Consider the following 22,043-nt stretch of genomic DNA (forward strand, 5'->3'; position numbering starts at 1 on the left):
TTGCCTCGTCCATCCCTCTTCAGCGGGGACGGTCTGGCCAGTATGGCATAGCCGAATCGCCAAGGGAATCAGGAAAATGCGATCAAGAAAAAGGCCGCCCCGAAGGGCGGCCCGTAATCCGCGCAGGAAAGGCGATCAGGCCTTGCCCTTGTAGATGTCCACCAGCTTTTGCAGCATGGCCAGCGCGTCTTCGCGCGACCGCTGGAAGCTGTTGCGCCCGATGATCGAGCCGTTGCCGCCGCCTGCCAGAATGGCGCGCGCATCGTCATAGACCGCATCGGCGCCCTTGGCTGCCCCGCCCGAGAACACGATGATCCGGCGCCCGTTGAACGACGACTGCACGCAATGCTTCACGCGGGCGGCCATGGTCGAGATGTCGATCTGCTCTTTCTCGTAGACCTTCTTTGCTTCCGGCAGCATCAGGTGATCGGTCGAAAGCTTGATCTTGATGATATGGGCGCCCAGCAGCGCCGCGATATGGGCGGCATAGGCGGCCACGTCGATGGCGGTTTCGCCGTCCTTGGTCACCGCTTCGCCGCGCGGATAGGACCAGACGACCGAGGCGATGCCTTTGGCCGCTGCCTCTTTGCGCATTTCCACGATCTCTTCGAACATGTCGAGCGCGCAATCCGACCCCGGATAGATGGTAAAGCCGATGGCCGCGCAGCCCAGACGCAGCGCATCATCCACCGAAGCGGTGATCGCCTGATTCTTGCCTGCCGTATCCGACATCAGCGAATTGGCCGAGTTCACCTTCAGGATCGTCGGGATCTGGCCGGCGAAGGTGTCGGCGCCCGCTTCCAGCGGCCCCAGCGGGGCAGCATAGGCGCTCAGGCCTGCGTCGATGGCCAGTTGATAGTGGTAGTGGGGGTCATAGCCCGCCGGGTTCGGCGCAAAGCTGCGCGCCGGGCCGTGTTCGAACCCCTGATCGACCGGCAGGATGATCATCTTGCCGGTGCCGCCGAGCTTGCCTTCCATCAGCATCCGGCAAAGGTTGCCCTTCACGCCGGCATTTTCGCCTTCGTAGTTGCTCAGGATCTTCTGCACCTGCTTGGTGGCCCGCATGTCGGATGCTCCTCTCGATTGCGCTGCTTCGGCCGAACGGCCTCTGGCCTGCCACTAGAACCGGGGCGGGCGCCGCGCAATGCTGTTGGCGCTAACATCCGCAAACTTTGGCGGCTCTGTTGCGAAAGGGCGCACTTGCCCGACTGTTGCCTGAAGCGGAACACAGCAGGCACGATGTCGCGCCGAAGTTGACGGGCGGTCTCGGGTCGGGTTAACGAATTACTAATACTACCTAAAATCCCGTTCTGATTGTATTTTTCGAGGAGTATCCCATGTCCAGCCTCACCGCGCTTGCGCCGTTCAACAAAGGCTTCGATGTCAGCCTTTTTCTTGAGTCCGCCTTCAGCCCTGCCGTTGCTGCGGCGCCGGATGATGTTTCCCTGTCTTTTGCAGGCAAGCGGATTGCCCTGATCGGCGAATATGAGGTTGATACCGTCAGCAAGCTGGCGACCGGCACGGTGACCGGCTTCGAGATTCGTGTGGTGGGGCAGCCGGTCGTGACGATCACGGTCGAGGCTGTGGCGGTTGCCGATGTGCTGAACTTCCTCGCCGATGCCGATGGCCGCGCCTTCTTTGCCACAACTTTCGCCGGTGATGACGTGATGGCGGGCAGCGACTGGCGCGACAACCTTCTGGGGTTCAAGGGCGCCGATCAGATATCGGCGGGCGAAGGCAATGATACGCTGGGCGGTGGCATCGGTGATGACCGGCTGCTGGGCGAGGGCGGCTTTGATGCGCTGATCGGCGATGCGGGTCAGGACACGCTGCTGGGCGGCTTTGGCAACGACACGCTGCTGGGGGGCACGGGCAATGACCGGCTGCTGGGCGGCGGCGCGGATGACCGGCTGGAAGGTGGCGCAGGTGCCGATCAGCTGCGCGGCAATGCAGGCACGGACTACTTTGTCTTCCGGGGCAATTTTGGCCGCGACATCCTCGGCGACATGACGATGGAGGACCGCATCATCCTGGGCGCCGGTTTCTGGGCCGGGATGGAAACGGCGGCGGATGTGCTGGAGGCCTATGCCACGGTTCGCAACGGCAATACCTTCATCGAGCTGGATGGCCGCAGCATCCTGCTGCGCGGCTGGACCGATCTGGAGGCGCTGGCAACGCGGCTGGGCGATGAAACGCTGCTCTGATTGGTGCTGACGGGCGCCAAAAGGCCCGCGCGTTGCGCGGGCCTTGCTGTTTTACAGCAGGATGAAGTCGAAATTGCCAGCGCCCAGATCGGCAAGCTGCACATCCTTCAAAACGAAGCTCAGCACTTCGCCGTCGCTGTCCAGCAGCCGCAGCCGCACATCATCGCCGAATTGTACCATCTCGAACCCGTCATCCATACCCTTGTCCCCATCGGCAAAGCCGACATCGAACCCCACCAGCTCGATCTTGTCCGCGCTGGGGCCGGTGGCGGTGAAATCGGTCACGATGGCGCGGCCCGCGTCGGTGATGTCGGGAAAAGCGGCGGCGCTGAGGAACACGAAAGTGTCGCTGCCCGCCCCTCCGGTCACCCGGTCGCCGCCAGAGGTATAGATGCGATCGTCGCCCGCACCGCCCAATTCCAGATCGGCACCGGATTGGCCGTTCAACTGGTCATCCCCCGCGCCACCGCGCAGCGTATCATCACCGCCCGCACCGATCAGGAAATCGGCCTTGCGCGTGCCGGTCTTGTCTTCGGGCTCATCGGTGCCGATCCAGATCCTGGGCGCAGCGTCGGCAGCACTGAATGGGCCGGGCAGCGACAGGAAATCAATATTCTGCTGCGACATGTCGGCCAGCGCCACATTCTTCAACGTGATCTTCATTTCGTTGCCGCCCGCATCTTCCAGCGAGATCATGACATTCCTGCCGCTTTTCACCATCGAGAAGCCATCGTTCATGTCAGCATCGCGGTCTTTCCAGTCGATGCCGAACAGCGACAGTTGCAAATGGTCATGCGCCGGGCCCTTGGCCTTGAAATCGGTGATCGTCACCTCGCTGACCGGCATCCGCAGGTCGAAGATCGACCCCACGGCGACGAAAAAGTCCATGCCGGTGCCGCCGGTCAGGGTGTCGTTGCCCAGCATGGTCAAACTGTCATGGCCCGCGCCGCCGATCAGCACGTCATTGCCGACATTGCCGTCCAGCGCATCATTGCCGCCACCGCCGTTCAGCGTGTCGTCCCCCTGCATCCCGAAGAAGACATCCGCGCCCGCGCCACCTGTCTTTTTGTCATTACCTTCGCCACCCTGCCAAAATGCCATCTCATACTCCTTGAAAAATCGCAGAAAAAAGCCCCGCCAGAACTGGCAGGGCCTTGATGGGCAGCCTAGGCAGACAGCCTTTTTGCGTCAATCCCCCGATCAGGTGAGGGTTAGCGCCGCCACGCCCGGAAGCTCCTTGCCTTCCATCCATTCAAGGAAGGCGCCGCCTGCGGTGGAGATGAAGCTGAAATCGTCAGCCGCGCCCGCCTTGTTCAGCGCCGCCACCGTATCGCCGCCGCCCGCGACAGAGACGAGCTTGCCTGCACGGGTCAGCGCCGCTACCGATTTGGCGGCGGCATTGGTTGCGGCATCGAAAGGTTCGATCTCGAAGGCGCCCAGCGGGCCGTTCCAGATCAGGGTTTTCGCAGCGGCGAATACCGATTCCAGCGCGGCCACGGTCTGCGGCCCGGCATCCAGGATCATCGCATCGGCGGGGCAGGCGCCCACGGAGACGGTTTCATTGGCGGCCCCGGCCTTGAACTCGCGCGCCACCACCACGTCCAGCGGCAGATGGATGGTGCAGCCTGCCGCCTGCGCCTTGCCCAGAATTTCGCGCGCGGTATCGGCCATGTCGCGTTCGGCCAGGCTCTTGCCGACCTCGACGCCCTGCGCCACGAGAAACGTGTTGGCCATGCCGCCGCCGATCACCAGATGATCCACCTTGCTGACCAGATTGCCCAGCAGATCCAGCTTGGTCGAAACCTTGGCGCCGCCGACCACTGCCACCACCGGGCGTACCGGCTGGCCCAGGGCCGCCTCCAGCGCTTTCAGCTCTGCCGCCATCAGGCGGCCCGCCGCGGCGGGCAGCAGATGCGCGATGCCCGCGGTGGAGGCATGGGCGCGGTGCGCTGCCGAAAAGGCGTCATTCACATACACATCTCCCAGCGCCGCCATGGCCTTGGCCAGCTCGGGGTCGTTCTTTTCCTCGCCCGCGTGAAAGCGGGTGTTTTCCAGCAGCACCACATCGCCCGGCCCGGCGCTGGCAATCGCCGCCGCCGCCGGGGCGCCGATGCAGTCGGTGGCAAAGATCACCGTGCAGCCCAGGGCCGCCGCCAGCGCGTCCTTCACCAGACCCAGGCTCATCGACGGGACAACCTTGCCCTTCGGCCGGTCGAAATGCGCCAGCAGCACGACCTTGCCGCCCTTGGCCTGAATATCCTTCACCGTGGGCACGATCTTTTCGATCCGGGTCGCATCGGTGACCACGCCGTTTTCCATCGGCACGTTCACATCGACGCGGGTCAGCACGACCTTGCCCGCCAGATCCATGTCATCAAGGGTTTTCCAAGCCATCACAGCCTCCAAGCATCGGTTGCCCCCTGTTTCCGCCGAACGCAGCCCCGCGTCAACCGATCACGCGGGTTTGCCCTTTCCCTTGCGCGCGCAGACCATTAGTTTCGCGCCCAGCAAAGAGGAGACCGCGCCGATGGCCGAGATCAAAGACCCCGAAAATACCATCATCATGACCCTGAAAGACGGCGACGTGGTGATCGAGCTTCTGTCCGAAGTGGCCCCGAAACATGCCGCGCGCATGAAGGAACTGGCCCGCGCCGGTGCCTATGACAATGTGTGCTTCCACCGCGTGATCGACGGCTTCATGGCCCAGACCGGCGATGTGGAAAACGGCAATATGGAAAAGGGCTTCAACCTGCGCCGCGCGGGCACTGGGGGCTCGGATCTGCCGGATCTGCCGGCCGAGTTTTCCAAGCTGCCGCATGACCGGGGCACACTGGGCGCCGCCCGTTCGCAGAACCCGAATTCGGCCAACAGCCAGTTCTTCATCAACTTCAAGGACAACCACTTCCTGAACGGGCAATACACGGTCTATGGCCGGGTGATCGCGGGCATGGAATTCGTGGACAAGATCCTGCGCGGCGAGCCGCCGGCCAACCCGGATCGCATGATCAAGGTCGTGGTGGCTGCCGATGTCGCTTGATCGGGTGATCGCGGGCGGTGTCTTTGCACTGGGTCTGGCGGTGCTGGGGGGCTTTGCGCTCAGCCAGTCGGCCAGTCCGGCCATGGCCGAAGATAGCCCCGGCCCGAATCTGGTGATTGCGGTGGACGGGCAGGCCAAGGGCGAGATCGTCATTGACCTGCTGCCCGATGTGGCACCCAAGCATGTGGAACAGATCGTGACGCTGGCCAAGCGCGGCGATTACGACGATGTGGTGTTCCACCGCGTGATTGACGGCTTCATGGCGCAAACCGGCGACGTGCAGTTCGGCAAGGGTGCGGGTGGGCCGCAGGCGGGCATGGGCGCTTCGGATCTGCCGGATCTTCCGGCGGAATTCTCGGCCATTCCGTTTGAACGCGGCGTTGTCGGCATGGCCCGCGCGATGGACCCGGATTCGGCCAACAGCCAGTTCTTCATCATGTTCGCCCCGGCGCCCAATCTGGATGGGCAATATACCGTGGTGGGCCGGGTGATCTCGGGCATGGATGTGGTGGATGCGATCCGCAAGGGCGACGGGCCGAACGGATCGGTCAGCGCGCCCGACCATATGGTGAAAGTCAGCGTGCAGGATTGACGGATGCGCGCGGGGCGCGATTGTTGCGCCCCGCCCGTTTTGGTTCCGTGGCTTGTTGCGTAATTGCCGAGTTGACCGGGGCGTGCGGGCCTGACTAAGGTCTGCCAGCCAACCGGAGGTTTCCCGATGCCCACCATTTCCTATCTCAAATCGACCGATGCGCTGGCGTCGGCATTTCTTGCCTTGTTCGGCAGCGCAACGGTTTCCAAGATGACCGATACAAATCTTGTGCTCGATACCAGCGCGCTCAAGTTCATCTTCTCCGGAACCGGCCTTGCCTATGATGTGCAGGGCGATGTTCTGACTGGTTTCAGTGGTGGCGAGATCAATGGCCTGAATGTGGTGAGTGGCGACAATGTTGTGGCGCGCTTCATCGGCCTAGAGGTAGATGCCTCGGCTTTTCCGGGCTTTGACGACCCTGCCGCGCCTGCGCAATTGCTGAACTATCTGGCCACGCTGGACTGGACGATCAACGGCACGCAGGCGACCGATACGCTCAACTTCGGGCCGTCGAGCGGCTATTCCTTCCCGCTTGGCCTGACCATCAACGCCAGTGGTGGCGGTGACGTGATTGTCGGTGCAGCGGGGAACGACGAAATCCATGCCGGCAGCGGCAATGACAAGATCTATGACAGCGCCGGTGACGACAAGGTCTATGGTGATGCGGGCAACGACACCGTGTTCGAGGTGACAAGCATCGTTTCGGGCAACGACTCGATCTATGGCGGCGCGGGCAAGGATAGCCTGGCTGGTGGCGCGGGCGACGATCTGATCAGCGGCGACACCGGCGCGGACAAGCTCTGGGGCGGTGCCGACAATGACATGCTCTATGGCGGCGCCGGGGGCGACAAGCTCTATGGCGACGATGGCGCCGACAGCCTGTATGGCGATGCGGCGAACGACCAGATCTTCGGCGGCGGCGGCGCGGACTGGATCTATGCCGGCAAGGGACGCGACGTGCTGTTTGGTGGCGCAGATGCCGATCACTTCCAGTTCCAGAAGGAGGATGGTCCCGACACGATCAGTGATTTCGATATTGCCGAGGACGTGATCGTCTTCAAGAACCTCTCGGCCGCCGATATTGCCGACATGGAATTCCGCGATGATGATGGCAATACCGTGATCATCTATGAAGACGGCCGCCTGACGGTCATGGGTGTCGTTTCGACCGATCTGGTCTGGGATGAGAACCTGATTTCGATCTGACCCGATCTGTAGACCAATAGAAAAGGGGCGTGGAGTGATCCGCGCCCCTTTTCTTTGCCGGATCGCCCGATCAGTCCAGCGTGACCAGCGCGTGGCGTTTCTTGCCCGCGGTCAGCTTCAGCGGATCGACCAGATCGGCGGCATGGATCTTGTGGCCGGCATCCAGCACGATTTCATCGTTCAACCGGGCGCCGCCTTCCTGAATCAGCCGCTTGGCATCCTTGCCCGAGGCGGCAAGGCCCGAGCGCACGAACAGTTGCGCCACGGTGATTCCGTCAGCCACATCAGCCACGTTGAGCGTGAGCGTCGGCAGGTCGTCGCCCACGCCGCCCTTTTCAAACACCTCGCGCGCCGTGGCTTCCGCCGCCGCCGCCGCATCTTCGCCGTGCAGCAGCGCCGTCACCGCATTGGCGAGGATGATCTTCGCGCCGTTGATCTCTGACCCCTGCAGCGCGCCCAGGCGGGTGCATTCATCCAGCGGCAGTTCGGTATACAGCTTCAGGAACCGGCCCACATCGGCATCGGTGGTGTTGCGCCAGAACTGCCAGAACTCGTAAGGGCTCAGCATCGCGCCGTTCAGCCAGACCGCGCCCCCCGCCGATTTGCCCATCTTCTTGCCGTCGCTGGTGGTCAGCAGCGGCGAGGTGAGGCCGTAAATCTCGTGGTCCAGCACCCGGCGGGTCAGGTCGATGCCGTTGACGATATTGCCCCACTGATCCGACCCGCCCATCTGCAACAAACAGCCATAGCGGCGGTTCAGTTCAAGAAAATCATAGGCTTGCAGGATCATGTAGTTGAATTCAAGGAAGGACAGGCTTTGTTCCCGGTCCAGCCGCGATTTCACGGATTCGAAGGACAGCATCCGGTTCACGCTGAAATGCCGCCCGATGTCGCGCAGGAATTCCAGGTAGTTCAGATTGTCCAGCCATTCGGCATTGTTCAGCATGATCGCGCCATTCGGCGCATCGGAATAATCAAGGTAGCGCGCGAAGACCTGCTTCATGCCCGCAATGTTCTCGTCGATCTTTTCCGGGGTCAGCAGCGGGCGTTCTTCGGCGCGGAACGACGGGTCGCCCACCTTGGTGGTGCCGCCGCCCATCAGGGTGATCGGCTTGTGCCCGGTCTTTTGCAGCCAGCGCAACATCATGATGTTGAGCAGGTGGCCCACATGCAGCGAGGCCGCCGTGGCGTCATAGCCGATATAGGCAGGCACGACCCCCTTGACCAAAGCCTCGTCGAGCGCCTGATAATCGGTGCAGTCGGCCAGATAGCCGCGCTCGATCATCACGCGCATGAAGTCGGATTTCGGATGGTAGGTCATCGCTCTCTCGTGTCTTATGACGGTGCATCGCGTATACCGGGGGCAGGGGGCAAGGGGAAGTCATGTTGAAGGCTGGGCCGGTCTGGGCTTTGGGGGCAATGTCGGGAACCTCGCTGGATGGGGTGGATGCGGCAATGCTGTTCACCGATGGCGAGCGGATCGTGGAGTTTGGCGAGACGGGCTACCGCGCCTATGAGACGGACGAGCGCGAGATCATCCGCGCTGCCCTTGGCCTGTGGCCCGACGCGGCCGAGGTTGATCCGGCGGCGGAGGTGGTGGAACTGGCCCATGCCGAACTTCTCAGCACCATTGCCGGGGCGGAACTGGTGGGGTTTCACGGCCAGACGCTGGCACATGATCCGCGCGGACGCGGCACGCATCAGGCGGGGTCAGGCTCGGTTCTGGCCGAGGTGCTGGGCGTGCCGGTGGTCTGGGATTTTCGCAGCGCCGATGTGGCGCTTGGCGGGCAGGGCGCGCCGCTGGCGCCCTATTTCCATTTTGCCTGCGCCCGCTGGATCGGCGCAGAAGAACCGCTGGCCTTTCTCAACCTTGGCGGGGTTGGCAATCTGACATGGGTTGACCCGCGCCAGCCCAAGGCCGAAAGCACCGGCGCCTGTCTGGCCTTCGATACTGGCCCGGCCAATGCGCCGGTGAATGATCTGATGGTGCAGCGTCTTGGGCGGACGCAGGACGAAGGCGGGGCACTGGCGGCCAGCGGGCAGGCGGATGCGGCGATCATTGCTGCGTTTCTGGCCCATCCGTTCTTTGCCCGCATTCCGCCGAAATCGCTGGACCGCAACGATTTCCATGGGCTGCTTCATGCGGTTGCGGGCCTGTCCGATGCCGATGCCGCCGCCACGCTGACCCGTGCCGCCGCCGAGGCTGTGGCTGCAGGCGCCGCGCATTTCCCTGCCCCGGTGGCGCGCCTGCTGGTGTCAGGCGGTGGGCGGCACAATGCCACGCTGATGGCGCATCTGCGTGCGGTGATGGGCTGCGAGGTGCTGCCGGTCGAGGCGGTGGGGCTGAATGGCGACATGCTGGAGGCGCAGGCCTTTGCCTATCTGGCGGTGCGCGTGGCCCGGGGGCTGCCGACCTCGGGGCCGTCAACCACCGGGGTGGCCGCCGATGTCGGCGGCGGGCAGATCAGCTATCCCGGCGCCTAGAGGCGCGGAACATGCCATAGGTATAGATCGCCAGCGCCGCCCAGATCATCGGGAAGGCAACCATGCGCGCGGTGCCGAACGGCTCGTCAAACACGAAGACGGCGCAGAGGAAGATCATCGTCGGCGCCACATATTGCAGGATGCCGATGGTGGACAGGCGCAACAGCTTGGCCCCGTTGGCATAGCAGATCAGCGGCACGGCGGTCACCACACCGGCCAGCGGCAACATCCAGTCGTTGAAGAAACTGCCGGTCAGGAAATGGCTGTGCCCCGAGACCTGCACCCAGATGGCATAGACCAGCGCGAAGGGCAGCAGGATCAGCACCTCCAGCATGAAGCCCTGATTGGGGCCGATCGGCAGTTGCTTCTTGAAATAGCCATAGGCGGCGAAGGTGGCCGTCATCCCCAGCGCCAGCACTGGCAGGCGCCCGGCTTCCCATGTCAGCACCGCGACGGCGCAGCAGGCCAGCGCGATGGCGGCGATCTGCGCCCGGTTCATCCGTTCGCGCAGCAGCGTGGCGCCCAGAAACACGCTGACCAGCGGGTTGATGTAATAGCCGAGCGCCGCATCCAGCGCATGGCCGTGCTGGATCGCCCAGACATAGATGCCCCAGTTCAGCGAGATCAGCAGTGCCGTCACCCCCGCCATGATCAGCATCCGCGGATTGTGCAGCGCGGCCTTCAGCTCGGACGTGCGGCGCAGCGCGATCAGCACGGCCCCTGCCACCGGCACCGACCAGATGACGCGATGTGCGATGACCTCGGCGGCCGGGATATGCGACAGCGCCTTCATGTAAAGCGGCAGGAAGCCCCACATCACATAAGCGGACAGCGCAAAGGCCAGACCGCGCGGAGAATCTGTGTTTTGCTGTGTCATGCCCCTTGCCTAAAACCTCGGCAGGCGGGCCGCCACGGCTATCTTGTGCCGGGCACAATACGGCGTGACGTGGCGCCCCGCAGGGCGCCACGCGTGGGCTCAGGCCGGTTTCGCCAGCACGCCCGCCAGCTTCTCTGACACAAGGCCGAAGACATTGCCGATCACCAGTGAGGCGCTGACGATGCCACAGGCCTTGAGCAGTGCGGCAGGATCGCCGATGGCGACGCTGGTCAGCAGGCAGAAGGCCGCCGTCGAGGCATAGCCGTAGACCGCCGCCGGGATCGTCGCCAGCACGGGCAGATGCGCCCCCAGCACCAGAACCACGACCGAGACGCCGACAATCGCCGAGGTCACGATGACCGAGCCGCCGACGGTTGCCACAACGAACAGCGTGACCCCGGCCACCGCGACCCCCCACAGGTGGTTGATCACCGATTTGCGCAGCCCCTCCGCCTTGCCGCCGGTGTGATAGAAACTGCCCCATGCGATGAAAAGCGCCCAGACCTGCAGGCCAAGCCCCGATCCAAGGCAAAGCCATGTCGCCACGGCGGCCAGAAGCCCGATCGAGATCGCAAGGGCTGTGATGATGTTCATTCCGTTCCTCCTCCCAAGACGCCGCCTTTTTCTGCTGGCGGTCGGCGGGCAAGCTGGGACAGGGGCGGCGGGCGGGCAATGGCACCTAGGTCTCTACGACCCGAACAAAAGCAAAACCCGCCGGGATTGCGCCCGGCGGGTTCGACCAAAGGCTTATGGCCTTCAGGCTTTCAGGATCGAACGGCCTGCAAATTCGGCCACTTCGCCCAGCATTTCCTCGATGCGGATAAGCTGGTTGTATTTCGCCAGCCGGTCAGACCGCGCCAGCGAGCCGGTCTTGATCTGGCCGCAATTGGTGGCGACGGCGAGATCGGCAATCGTGGCATCCTCGGTTTCACCCGAACGGTGCGACATGACGTTGGTATAGCGCGCGCGATGCGCCATATCGACGGCTTGCAGCGTTTCGGTCAGCGAGCCGATCTGGTTGACCTTCACCAGCATCGAGTTCGCGCAACCGGCAGCGATGCCTTCGGCCAGACGGCGCGGGTTGGTCACGAACAGATCGTCGCCCACCAGTTGCACCTTGCCGCCCAGGCGGTCGGTCAGCGCTTTCCAGCCGGCCCAGTCATCTTCGGCCATGCCGTCTTCGATCGAGATGATCGGGTAATCGGCGCAGAGTTTCGCCAGATATTCGACGTTTTCTTCCGACGAAAGCGACAGGCCTTCGCCCTTCATCTCATACTTGCCGCCCCGGAAATATTCGGTCGAGGCGCAATCGAGGGCAAGGTAGATGTCTTCGCCCGGCTTGTAGCCCGCCTTTTCAATGGATTTCAGGATGAAATCCAGCGCCACGCGGGTGGAAGACAAGTTGGGGGCAAAACCGCCCTCGTCGCCGATGCCGGTGGAAAGACCTGCGGCCGACAGCTCTTTCTTCAGGGTGTGGAACACTTCCGATCCCATCCGCACGGCTTCGCGGATGTTCGATGCCGCAACCGGCATGATCATGAATTCCTGAATGTCGATCGGGTTGTCGGCATGTTCGCCGCCGTTGATGATGTTCATCATCGGCACCGGCAGCACGCGGGCCGAGGTGCCGCCGACATAGCGATACAGCGGCTGGCCGGTGAATTCGGCAGCGGCCTTGGCCACGGCCAGCGACACGCCGAGAATGGCATTGGCGCCCAGACGCGATTTGTTGGGGGTGCCGTCCATCTCGATCATGGTGCGGTCGATGCCGACCTGCTCGGTCGCATCAAAGCCGACCAGCGTCTCGGCGATCTCGCCGTTGACGGCGGCGACGGCTTCCAGCACGCCCTTGCCCATATAGCGCGACTTGTCGCCGTCGCGCTTTTCCACTGCCTCATGGGCGCCGGTCGAGGCGCCCGAGGGCACCGCCGCGCGGCCCATCGCGCCGCTTTCCAGCGTCACGTCCACTTCAACCGTGGGATTGCCGCGGCTGTCGAGGATTTCGCGGGCGTGAATGTCGATAATCGTGCTCATGGGGGATTTCCTCCTGAGGAACCGGTGCTCTCGGCGCCGTCTTTACCCTGCGGCGCCCGTCGTGGGAAGGGCGCGTTTGCGCAAACGTTCGCGGGCAAAGGTATAAAGCCCCGAGGCGATGATCAGCGCCGCGCCGCCCAGCGTCACCGCATCGGGCCGCTCGCCGAACACCAGCATGCCGATGACCAGCGCGAAGACGAGGCGAGAGTAGCGGAACGGGGTGATGGCCGAAACCTCACCCAGCCGCATCGCCTGGGTGATCGCCCAATAGGCGGTGATCCCGAAGAACAGCGCGCCCGCAATATAGCCCGCCTGCGCCGGGCTGGGCATCATCGCGCCCCCCGTCACCGCCAGCATCAGCGCGCCCAGCACGGTGACCGCCGCAAAGCCCCAGGCCGAGATTTGCGAGGTGGTGATGGTCTGCGGAATACGCCGGGTTGCCACGTCGCGGATCGACAGGCCAAACACCGCCAGCACCGACCAGAGCGAGGCGAGGCGGAAACCCTCCATCCCCGGGCGGATGATGATCATCACGCCGACAAAGCCCACGCAGATCGCGCTCCACCGCCGCCAGCCGACCTTTTCGCCCAGAAACAGCGCAGCGCCCAGTGTCACCGCCAGCGGGGCAGCCTGAAAGATCGCGGTGGCCGAGGTCAGTGGCGTCAGCGCCAGCGCGGTGACAAAGCCCAGCGTGCCGATCATCTCGCCCAGATTGCGCCAGACCACCGCCGGATGCCAGGCCAGCCGCGACCAGGCGCGCGCGCCGTCATGCCGGGCCATCGCGGCAAAGACCGGCGTGCCGGCGAGGCCGAGCATCAGCAGGATCTGCCCGGTCGGCAGCCCCGCCGCCGCCCATTTGATGAACATGTCCTCCAGCGCGAAGCCGCCCATGGCGGCGACCATCAGCAGGATGCCTCGCAGATTGTCACGGCTGTCGGTCATCGCGGTCCTTTCCCGGCCCGCATCCGGGGGGCCTGAATGACGCGCGGTTTACGCCTTGCGCGCCCGATCCTCCAGACCCAAACCCCGCTTGACAGGGGCGGCGGGGAAAGAAATTGTCCGCCCGGTAAAATTCGGGGGTAGATGATGCGCAAGGACCGGCTGGACGGACAGGGGCTTGCGGCGCTTCTGGGGGTGGCGATGCTGCTGGCAGCCAATCAGGTGATCGTCAAGATCACCACGGCGGGTCTGCAGCCGGTGTTCTTCGCGGGCGCGCGCTCGGCGCTGGCGGTGCTGTTCATTGCGGGCTGGATGGCGCTGCGCGGGCTGCCGATGCGCTATGTGCGCGGCACGCTGGGGCCGGGATTACTGATCGGGACGGTGTTCGCGGCAGAGTTCCTGTGCCTGTTCATGGCGCTGGATCTGACCACGGTCAGCCGCGCCGTGATCATCTTCTATTCCATGCCCGTCTGGCTGGCGATTGCCGCGCATTTCGGCCTGCCGGGGGAAAGGTTGTCGCCGCTGCGGGGCCTTGGCCTTGCGCTGGCCTTTGCGGGCACGGCCTGGGCGATCCTTGATCGGTCAGGCGGGCAGGGGCAGGCGAGCCTTGCGGGCGATCTTTATGCGCTTGGCGGCGCGCTCGGCTGGGCGGGCACCGCTTTTCTGGCACGCCGCCCGGCGATGGCCAAGGTGGGGCCAGAGATGCAGCTTCTGTGGATGGTCGGTGTGTCCGGGCCGATCCTGTTGCTGGCGGCGCCCGCCTTCGGGCCACTGCTGCGCGCGGTGGAGCCGATCCACTGGTTCTGGCTGGTGTTTCAGGCCTCGGTCGTGGTGGCGGGGGGCTTCATCACCTGGCTGTGGCTGCTGGGGCGCTATCCGGCGGCGACGGTCGCAAGCTTTTCGTTCCTGACCCCGATCCTCAGTCTGTTGTTCGGTTGGCTGGTGATGGGAGAGCATCTTGGCCCGGCGATTCTTGGCGCGGCGGGGCTGGTCGCGGTGGGAATCATCCTGATCAACCGCCGCGGCTGACGGCGCGGGGCCAATTTTCTGCCCCTGCTCCCCTGTGTCAGAAGCGGTGGACAACTTGCCGCGCCCTACCCATCGGCAAGGTTTTCCACAGGCGCCGCGGTGTCACGCGTCCGTTATCCACCTGTCATGGAATCTGAGGATTCTGCTGCAAGATCACGGTTTGCCCAAGTTTTCTCCGCTTGGTTATCCACAGGCCGATTTCTGCCGCCTGAATCAGCATATTGTGGCACAGCTTGGGGAGAAAACCACCGTCAACACTATATAGGGGGTGTGCTGAAAATTTTCCCATTGATCGGCACCCGGAATTCCGACAGTTTGACCCGGCAGCGCGAGGTGCCACCATATGTGGTGGTCTTGGGCAGGCAAGCAGACCATTCCCACAAGATGCGCCGCCTGTTGACCGGGCGCGCAGCCTGTCCGGTTTCCGGGCGGGGCTGGTTTGCGCGTCTGGCCGCGCGGGGCGAGGGGACCAAGGCAGCGCAAAGCGCGCCAGATGCAAAGGGACGATGGGGCAGATGAAGATCGAACGGAAGTTCACGACGGAATCCACGGGCGCTTATGGCGCGATGTCCTTCACCACCACGGTTTCGGAAATCCGCAACCCAGATGGTAAGGTGGTGTTCCGCAATGATGCCGTCGAGGTGCCGGACGGGTGGAGCCAGGTGGCCTCTGACGTGTTGGCGCAGAAATACTTCCGCAAGGCTGGCGTCCCCGCCGTTCTGAAACGCGTCAAGGAAAAGAGCGTGCCCGAATTCCTGTGGCGGTCTGTCCCTGATGAGGACGCACTGGCGAAACTGCCGCAAGACCAGCGCATTGTCGGCGAAACTTCGGCCAAGCAGGTGTTCGACCGGCTGGCGGGGGCCTGGGCCTATTGGGGCTGGAAAGGTGGGTATTTCACCACCGAAGCCGATGCCCGCGCCTATTATGACGAAATGCGCTTCATGCTGGCCCGTCAGATGGCCGCGCCGAATTCGCCGCAGTGGTTCAACACTGGCCTGCATTGGGCCTATGGCATCGACGGCCCGTCGCAGGGCCATTTCTACGTCGATTACCAGACCGGCGCCCTGACCAAATCCACCAGCGCCTATGAACATCCGCAGCCGCATGCCTGCTTCATCCAGTCGGTGAAGGATGATCTGGTGGGCGAGGGCGGCATCATGGACCTGTGGGTCCGCGAGGCGCGTCTGTTCAAATATGGCTCGGGCACCGGCACCAACTTTTCGTCGCTGCGGGGCGAGGGGGAAAAGCTGTCGGGCGGTGGCAAATCCTCGGGGCTGATGGGGTTCCTGAAGATCGGCGACCGTGCGGCGGGCGCGATCAAGTCGGGCGGCACCACGCGCCGCGCCGCCAAGATGGTGATCTGCGACATGGATCACCCGGATGTCGAGGCGTTCATCAACTGGAAGGTCATCGAGGAACAGAAGGTCGCCTCGCTGGTGGCCGGGTCCAAGATGCACGAGAAATACCTCAACGAGATCTTTGCGGCGCTGAAGGCCTGGGATGGCGCGGCGGAAGACGCGGCGGATGTGACGAAGAACGCCGGTCTCAAAGCCGCGATCCGCGCGGCCAAGAAGGCGATGATCCCGGAAACCTATATCAACCGGGTGCTGCAATACGCGCGGCAAGGCTTTGAATCGATTGAATTCCCCACCTATGACGTGGATTGGGATTCCGAAGCCTACATCTCGGTCTCGGGCCAGAACTCCAACAACTCGGTTCGCGTGACCGACGCCTTCCTGCAGGCGGTGAAGGACGATGCCGACTGGGCGCTGATCCGCCGCACCGATGGCAAGGTGGCCAAATCGGTGAAGGCGCGCGAGCTGTGGGAGCAGGTCGGTCATGCTGCCTGGGCCTGTGCCGACCCGGGCATCCAGTTCCATGATACTGTCAACGCTTGGCACACCTGCCCGGAAGACGGGCCGATTCGGGGCTCGAACCCCTGTTCGGAATACATGTTCCTTGACGATACCGCCTGCAATCTTGCCTCGATGAACCTGCTGACCTTCTTCCGTGATGGCCAGTTCGATGCGCAGGCCTATATGCACGCAACCCGGCTGTGGACGGTGACGCTGGAAATCAGCGTGATGATGGCGCAGTTCCCGTCGAAGGAAATCGCGCAGCTTTCCTATGACTTCCGCACCCTTGGCCTTGGTTATGCCAATATCGGCGGGCTTCTGATGAACATGGGGCTGGGCTACGACTCGGACGAGGGCCGGGCGCTGTGCGGCGCGCTGACCGCGCTGATGACCGGTGTGACCTATGCCACCTCGGCCGAAATGGCGGCAGAGCTGGGCACCTTCGCGGGCTATTCCCGCAATGCCAGCCATATGCTGCGCGTGATCCGCAACCACCGCCGCGCGGCCTATGGCCATGCTGCGGGCTATGAGGCGGTGAATGTCGCCCCGGTGCCGCTGGACGCCGCCAATTGCCCCGATCAGGCGCTGGTCACACTGGCGAAATCGGCCTGGGACGAGGCGCTGACGCTGGGGGAAAAGCACGGCTACCGCAATGCGCAGACGACGGTGATCGCCCCCACCGGCACCATCGGTCTGGTGATGGATTGCGACACCACCGGGATCGAGCCGGATTTCGCGCTGGTGAAGTTCAAGAAACTGGCGGGCGGTGGTTATTTCAAGATCATCAACCAGTCGGTTCCGGCGGCGCTGGAAAAGCTGGGCTATACCACCGGCCAGATCGCAGAAATCGTGGCTTATGCCGTGGGTCATGGCACCATCGGCAATTGCCCCGGCATCAACCACACCGCGCTGATCGGCCACGGCTTCGGCCCGCGCGAGATTGAAAAGATCGAAGGCGCGCTGCCTTCGGCCTTCGACATCCGCTTCGTGTTCAACCAGTGGACGCTGGGCGAGGATTTCTGCAAGGGCGCGCTCGGCATCCCGGCAGAAAAGCTGATGGACCCGACCTTCGATCTGCTGCGCCACCTCGGCTTCACCCGCGCCCAGATCGACGCGGCCAATGACCATGTTTGCGGCACGATGACCCTGGAAGGCGCGCCCTTCCTGAAGCCGGAACATTACAGCGTGTTCGATTGCGCCAATCCCTGCGGCAAGACCGGCAAACGTTATCTTTCGGTCAACAGCCACATCACCATGATGGCAGCGGCGCAAAGCTTTATCTCGGGCGCGATCTCGAAAACGATCAACATGCCGAATGCGGCCACGATCGAGGAAACGCTGGCGGCTTACGAACTGTCGCACTCGCTGGGCATCAAGGCCAATGCGCTCTATCGCGACGGCTCGAAGCTGAGCCAGCCGCTGGCTTCGGCGCTGGTCGAGGATGATGAAGAGGCCGAGGAAATCCTCGCCTCCGGGTCGCAGCAGGAAAAGGCGATCGTGCTGGCCGAGAAGATCATCGAAAAGGTGATCGTCAAGGAAATCGTGCGCAGCCACCGCGAAAAGCTGCCGGAACGCCGCAAGGGCTATACCCAGAAGGCGGTGGTCGGTGGCCACAAGGTTTACCTGCGCACCGGCGAATATGGTGACGGCCAACTGGGCGAGATCTTCATCGACATGCACAAGGAAGGTGCGGGCTTCCGCGCCATGATGAACAACTTCGCCATCGCGGTGTCGGTCGGCCTGCAATATGGCGTGCCGCTGGAAGAATTCGTCGATGCCTTCACCTTCACCAAGTTCGAACCGGCGGGCATGGTGCAGGGCAATGACAGCATCAAGAACGCGACCTCGATCCTCGACTATGTGTTCCGTGAACTGGCGGTCAGCTATCTGGACCGCACTGATCTGGCCCATGTTGCCCCCAAAGGCGCAAGCTTCGACGAGCTGGGCGGCGGCGTGAGCGAAGGCAAACGTTCCAACGTGGAGCCGGTGAGCGAAAGCGCCGCTTCGAAATCGCTCGAAGTGCTGCGCCAGATCAGCTCCACCGGCTATTTGCGCAAGCGGCTGCCGAAGGATCTGGTGGTGCTGCAAGGCGGGATGAGCACGATGGGCGGCTTTTCCGAAGCGGCGGCGGGCTTTGCCATGGCCACTGCCACCGCAACGGCGCTGACCTCTGGTACCGTGTCGATGGATGCCCGCGTCAAGGCCAAGATGCAGGGTTACGAGGGCGAGGCCTGCGGCGAATGCGGCAACTACACGCTGGTCCGCAACGGCACCTGCATGAAGTGCAACACCTGCGGCGGGACCAGTGGGTGTAGCTGAGGGAATCGAGGGTATATCCGAGGCAACTTCAACACCAATCCTGCCTCGTATCTCCACGCCTAAATCTGCCAAGGCCTTTGACAACAATGGCCTTGGCTCTTTGGCGGGCCTAAGTCGGCCTGACCCGCCAAAGCCCAAACCGGGCAGAACCCCCAAGGACATCCCATGGAACTGATCGTCGGCGCCAAGCGCATCACCCCCTCGGCCATCCATCGCATTGCAGGCGGGGTCGAGGCGACCCTGCGCGGCGAGGCGCTCATCTCGCTACTGGATGCCACCTTCCACGGCGCGGGCTCGATCGAGGTGCACGGCGGTGATCTTGACCGTCGCCCGTTGGATGTGGCCGCCATCGAGATGACCGGGGGCGATACGCGGGTGACTTTGGTCTATGCAGGGCCTGCGAAAACCCTGATGTGACGAATATGGGGGGCACCCGGAAGCCTGAAGCGCCTGTCACCATGGCGGCACGCTGATGCTTGCGTCCAAGTTTTGCAAACGGCTCTTGGGGATGATCGCGGGGCTGATCCAGACGAACTTGCGCTGCTCCACCGATGCGTAGTGCCTCGGCACCCGCTTGTAGAGGCAGAGTGTGCCCTTAACGGAACCGTCGCGCGTTATGATCACCATGCTCCCGCCCCGGTTGTTCTCGGGAATGCAACACAGATTATAATGCAAAATGTTTAGCAGAGTTAGCGCTGCTGTAGGCAATGACACAGCTAAACCCTTTTAAATCAAGGAATTGCCTGCCAATAATTATTTGTTAATAGCGGAGAGACAGTCCGAAGAATTTATATCTCATTCTGTGCCATCCAGAAACACGACATATGATATTCTTATAACTATCAATACATTGATTGACAGCCTTGTATCGGGCAGTCTTACTCTGTCTTATCCGATCTCGTATCTTGTGTGGGGCCATGGCGAAGTCAGGGGGTGTTCAGAATGCTGTCGAACGCAAAGGCGAAGAACCTGCTGCCCGGCGACAAGGCACTGGCCGTTGGCGGTACGCCCGGCCTCTGGCTGCATCCCGGATCGGGACGAGGAACCGGAAAGTTCATGTTGCGCTTTGTCTCGCCAACGTCGGGAAAGCGGCGCGACATGGGCCTTGGCACCTTCCCCGAGACGGGTCTTGCCGACGCCCGTCGCCTTGCGATGGAAGCCCGCGCACAGATCAGCCAAGGCATTGATCCCATCGATCAGCGCAAATCTGCGGCAACCAGCCAGCGGATCACGATCCCGTCTTTCGAGGCGGCCGCCCGTACCGTGTACGAGACGATTGCCCCCGGCTTCCGCAACGCCAAGCACCGGGATCAGTGGATCAACAGCCTCGAGACCTACGTTTTTCCGACCTTGGGAGCGCGGCTTGTCAGCGAACTGACAGTTGCAGACTTTGCCGCCGCGCTCCTGCCGATCTGGCTTCTCAAGGAAGAAACTGCAAGCCGGGTGAAGCAACGTTGCGAGCGGGTGATGACATGGTGCATCGCCAATGGGCACGCTCCTGCCAACCCGCTCTCGGCCGTTGATGCGCTGCTGCCGCGTCAGACAGGCAACCGCGACCGCGTCGTGCACCATCCTGCGGCGCCCTGGCGTGGGCTGCCCGAGATCGTCCTTGATCTGACAAGCGCCGATCCGATTTCGGTCAGCCGCCAGGCGCTGCTATTCCTGATCCTTACCGCAGCTCGATCCGGTGAAGTGCGCGAGGCTCGCTGGAGCGAAATCGACTTCGAGACTGCGACATGGACCATTCCCCCGGAACGCATGAAGGCGGGTCGGCGGCACCGTGTGCCATTGAGCCGCCAAGCCGTGGCGTTGCTTGAGGGCCGCATGAAGTCGCACCTCGGCGGGGAACTGATCTTCAGCATCCGCGGCAAGGGCGCCATGAGCGACATGACCATCACAAAGGTGCTGCGGCTAAGGAAATATCAGAGTGACAGTCTTGACCGCCCCGCGACGGCGCATGGTTTCCGCTCCAGCTTTCGCGACTGGGTGTCTGAGAGCGGATATTCCCGCGATCTGGCGGAGCGGGCATTGGCACATACCATCGCCAATGCGACCGAGGCGGCGTATCATCGGACCGACCAACTCGATCAGCGTCGGGCAATGATGCAGGTCTGGGCCGACTACATCTACAGTCTGGCGCAACAAGCATGAGCGCGATGAAACAGAGAAACATAATTGCATCTATTTGCAACCAAGTGGCACCCACCGGGCACGCTTGCCTGCAACCTGTACCAACCACTGTTGATTTCCACCCAGAACTGATGGAGGTGTGCGAGTTTCGCGCGATGACGGGCATCTATTTCACGTGATCGCGGGCAGGCCTGATCGGCAAAGAGAGGATATCCCCGCGTGTGCGGGGGAGCCACTGTATGGTGCGAGACAAACGACGAAAGCGCGGGTATATCCCCGCGTGTGCGGGGGAGCCTGACGGCTGCTGCAATAAGGCACAGAGTTGCCAAGTCTATCCCCGCGTGTGCGGGGGAACCAACCCGCATCCCTCGCGCAGCAGGCCGGTGATGGGTCTATCCCCGCGTGTGCGGGGGAGCCCTTGACGTTGGCCGGGTTGAGCTTCTTTTCCAGGGTCTATCCCCGCGTGTGCGGGGGAGCCACGGCGCGCATCACCGCGTCTTCGGCGTGGGTGGGTCTATCCCCGCGTGTGCGGGGGAGCCGCGCATCCCCGGTCACGGTCGCCGCGAACATGGGGTCTATCCCCGCGTGTGCGGGGGAGCCTAAACCTCGTGATCCGGCTGGCCGCGCAGCCAAGGTCTATCCCCGCGTGTGCGGGGGAGCCGGCAAGCTGCCGAGCGGCGACCCGGACCTGATGGGTCTATCCCCGCGTGTGCGGGGGAGCCGCTCATGCGCCGCCCTCCCGCGCTAGGATCAGGGGTCTATCCCCGCGTGTGCGGGGGAGCCGGGCAGGCCGCCCGGTCGGTGCTGTGCAATGAGGGTCTATCCCCGCGTGTGCGGGGGAGCCCGTCCTTACGACTCGCCCAGACCGCGCCAAGATGGTCTATCCCCGCGTGTGCGGGGGAGCCCAGAACGGCACCATGTAGCCGGTCAGGTAGGGGGGTCTATCCCCGCGTGTGCGGGGGAGCCGCGGGCAGCGCCGCCGGTCAGCTTCTCTTTCAGGGTCTATCCCCGCGTGTGCGGGGGAGCCGGCGCCAGACAGACGCGCCGCATTTCGAACAAGGGTCTATCCCCGCGTGTGCGGGGGAGCCCGGTCAGGACCGGGGAGACGGCGGTCAGAACCGGGTCTATCCCCGCGTGTGCGGGGGAGCCTTTACCTCATCGTCTGCGGGGTGACAATTCCAGGGTCTATCCCCGCGTGTGCGGGGGAGCCCCTGACCTTCGCGGAGGGCTTTCGCAATGCGGGGGTCTATCCCCGCGTGTGCGGGGGAGCCTGACACGTCCATCAACGGGCGCGTGGCGCACCTGGGTCTATCCCCGCGTGTGCGGGGGAGCCCGC

At 63.4% G+C, this 22,043-nt stretch carries 18 protein-coding genes and 1 CRISPR repeat array; of the genes, 9 read left to right on the forward strand and 9 right to left on the reverse strand.

What is annotated here, in order from left to right; translation table 11 throughout:
- Positions 1-135 precede the first annotated feature (135 nt).
- Complete coding sequence (locus BMX43_RS09870) at positions 136-1,065, reverse strand: class I fructose-bisphosphate aldolase (protein ID WP_091300824.1); 930 nt, start codon at positions 1,063-1,065, stop codon at positions 136-138.
- Between the two features lie 272 nt (positions 1,066-1,337).
- On the opposite strand from BMX43_RS09870, the gene BMX43_RS09875 reads away from it, so the two are divergent.
- Positions 1,338-2,204, forward strand: coding sequence for a calcium-binding protein (locus BMX43_RS09875; RefSeq protein WP_091300826.1), 867 nt, complete (start codon positions 1,338-1,340; stop codon positions 2,202-2,204).
- 51 nt (positions 2,205-2,255) lie between these two features.
- Here BMX43_RS09875 and BMX43_RS20395 read toward each other — a convergent pair whose 3' ends face one another.
- Both BMX43_RS20395 and BMX43_RS09885 read right to left on the reverse strand, forming a co-directional pair.
- Positions 2,256-3,305 carry a calcium-binding protein gene (locus BMX43_RS20395; RefSeq protein ID WP_139201559.1) on the reverse strand — a complete coding sequence of 350 codons (1,050 nt, stop codon included), beginning with the start codon at positions 3,303-3,305 and terminating at the stop codon, positions 2,256-2,258.
- Positions 3,306-3,404: 99 nt separating this feature from the next.
- Positions 3,405-4,598, reverse strand: coding sequence for a phosphoglycerate kinase (locus BMX43_RS09885; protein ID WP_091300828.1), 1,194 nt, complete (start codon positions 4,596-4,598; stop codon positions 3,405-3,407).
- Positions 4,599-4,731: 133 nt separating this feature from the next.
- Between BMX43_RS09885 and BMX43_RS09890 the strand changes: the two genes are divergently transcribed.
- The 3 genes from BMX43_RS09890 (at position 4,732) to BMX43_RS09900 (ending at position 7,039) form a co-directional block, all read left to right on the forward strand.
- Positions 4,732-5,241, forward strand: coding sequence for a peptidylprolyl isomerase (locus tag BMX43_RS09890; RefSeq protein ID WP_091300911.1), 510 nt, complete (start codon positions 4,732-4,734; stop codon positions 5,239-5,241).
- Positions 5,231-5,833 carry a peptidylprolyl isomerase gene (locus tag BMX43_RS09895; protein ID WP_091300830.1) on the forward strand — a complete coding sequence of 201 codons (603 nt, stop codon included), beginning with the start codon at positions 5,231-5,233 and terminating at the stop codon, positions 5,831-5,833. Before BMX43_RS09890 ends, BMX43_RS09895 begins: the two co-directional genes overlap by 11 nt.
- 126 nt (positions 5,834-5,959) lie before the next feature.
- Positions 5,960-7,039 (forward strand): calcium-binding protein, encoded by a 1,080-nt coding sequence (locus BMX43_RS09900; protein ID WP_091300833.1) that lies wholly within the window; start codon positions 5,960-5,962, stop codon positions 7,037-7,039.
- Positions 7,040-7,109: 70 nt separating this feature from the next.
- Here the strand turns inward: BMX43_RS09900 and tyrS are convergent, their stop codons facing one another.
- Complete coding sequence (gene tyrS, locus BMX43_RS09905; protein ID WP_091300835.1) at positions 7,110-8,360, reverse strand: tyrosine--tRNA ligase; 1,251 nt, start codon at positions 8,358-8,360, stop codon at positions 7,110-7,112.
- A gap of 62 nt (positions 8,361-8,422) precedes the next feature.
- On the opposite strand from tyrS, the gene BMX43_RS09910 reads away from it, so the two are divergent.
- Entirely contained in the window at positions 8,423-9,523 is a 1,101-nt protein-coding gene (locus tag BMX43_RS09910; protein WP_091300837.1) for an anhydro-N-acetylmuramic acid kinase, read from the forward strand.
- On the opposite strand, the gene rarD is transcribed toward BMX43_RS09910, so the two are convergent.
- The 4 genes from rarD to BMX43_RS09930 all read right to left on the reverse strand — a co-directional run bounded on the left by rarD (position 9,504) and on the right by BMX43_RS09930 (position 13,376).
- On the reverse strand, positions 9,504-10,400 hold the full coding sequence (rarD, locus tag BMX43_RS09915; protein ID WP_091300838.1) for an EamA family transporter RarD: 897 nt from the start codon (positions 10,398-10,400) through the stop codon (positions 9,504-9,506). The two genes, BMX43_RS09910 and rarD, sit on opposite strands and share 20 nt — an antisense overlap.
- Before the next feature lie 99 nt (positions 10,401-10,499).
- A complete protein-coding gene (locus tag BMX43_RS09920) occupies positions 10,500-10,994 on the reverse strand; it encodes a DUF1097 domain-containing protein (protein ID WP_091300840.1) in 495 nt (164 codons plus the stop codon).
- Positions 10,995-11,156: 162 nt separating this feature from the next.
- A complete protein-coding gene (gene eno, locus BMX43_RS09925) occupies positions 11,157-12,434 on the reverse strand; it encodes a phosphopyruvate hydratase (RefSeq protein ID WP_091300842.1) in 1,278 nt (425 codons plus the stop codon).
- Positions 12,435-12,476: 42 nt separating this feature from the next.
- A complete protein-coding gene (locus BMX43_RS09930) occupies positions 12,477-13,376 on the reverse strand; it encodes a DMT family transporter (RefSeq protein WP_091300844.1) in 900 nt (299 codons plus the stop codon).
- A gap of 144 nt (positions 13,377-13,520) precedes the next feature.
- Here BMX43_RS09930 and BMX43_RS09935 point away from each other — a divergent pair, with 144 nt between their 5' ends.
- The 3 genes from BMX43_RS09935 (at position 13,521) to BMX43_RS09945 (ending at position 18,994) form a co-directional block, all read left to right on the forward strand.
- Positions 13,521-14,402, forward strand: a complete 882-nt coding sequence (locus BMX43_RS09935; RefSeq protein WP_342711396.1) for a DMT family transporter — start codon at positions 13,521-13,523, stop codon at positions 14,400-14,402.
- A 515-nt stretch (positions 14,403-14,917) separates the two neighbouring features.
- The gene (locus tag BMX43_RS09940; protein WP_091300913.1) at positions 14,918-18,577 is read left to right on the forward strand and encodes a vitamin B12-dependent ribonucleotide reductase; all 3,660 of its coding nucleotides are present in this window, start codon (positions 14,918-14,920) and stop codon (positions 18,575-18,577) included.
- 165 nt (positions 18,578-18,742) lie between these two features.
- Positions 18,743-18,994 carry a hypothetical protein gene (locus tag BMX43_RS09945; RefSeq protein WP_091300848.1) on the forward strand — a complete coding sequence of 84 codons (252 nt, stop codon included), beginning with the start codon at positions 18,743-18,745 and terminating at the stop codon, positions 18,992-18,994.
- Positions 18,995-19,030: 36 nt separating this feature from the next.
- Here BMX43_RS09945 and BMX43_RS19800 read toward each other — a convergent pair whose 3' ends face one another.
- Positions 19,031-19,204 carry a hypothetical protein gene (locus BMX43_RS19800; protein WP_175482071.1) on the reverse strand — a complete coding sequence of 58 codons (174 nt, stop codon included), beginning with the start codon at positions 19,202-19,204 and terminating at the stop codon, positions 19,031-19,033.
- 315 nt (positions 19,205-19,519) lie between these two features.
- Between BMX43_RS19800 and BMX43_RS09950 the strand changes: the two genes are divergently transcribed.
- Positions 19,520-20,728 carry a tyrosine-type recombinase/integrase gene (locus tag BMX43_RS09950; RefSeq protein WP_091300850.1) on the forward strand — a complete coding sequence of 403 codons (1,209 nt, stop codon included), beginning with the start codon at positions 19,520-19,522 and terminating at the stop codon, positions 20,726-20,728.
- A 184-nt stretch (positions 20,729-20,912) separates the two neighbouring features.
- Positions 20,913-22,040: a CRISPR direct-repeat array (repeat unit 29 nt; unit sequence GGGTCTATCCCCGCGTGTGCGGGGGAGCC).
- The last annotated feature ends 3 nt before the right edge of the window (positions 22,041-22,043 follow it).

The sequence above is a fragment of the Gemmobacter aquatilis genome, assembly GCF_900110025.1.
GTDB lineage: Bacteria > Pseudomonadota > Alphaproteobacteria > Rhodobacterales > Rhodobacteraceae > Gemmobacter > Gemmobacter aquatilis.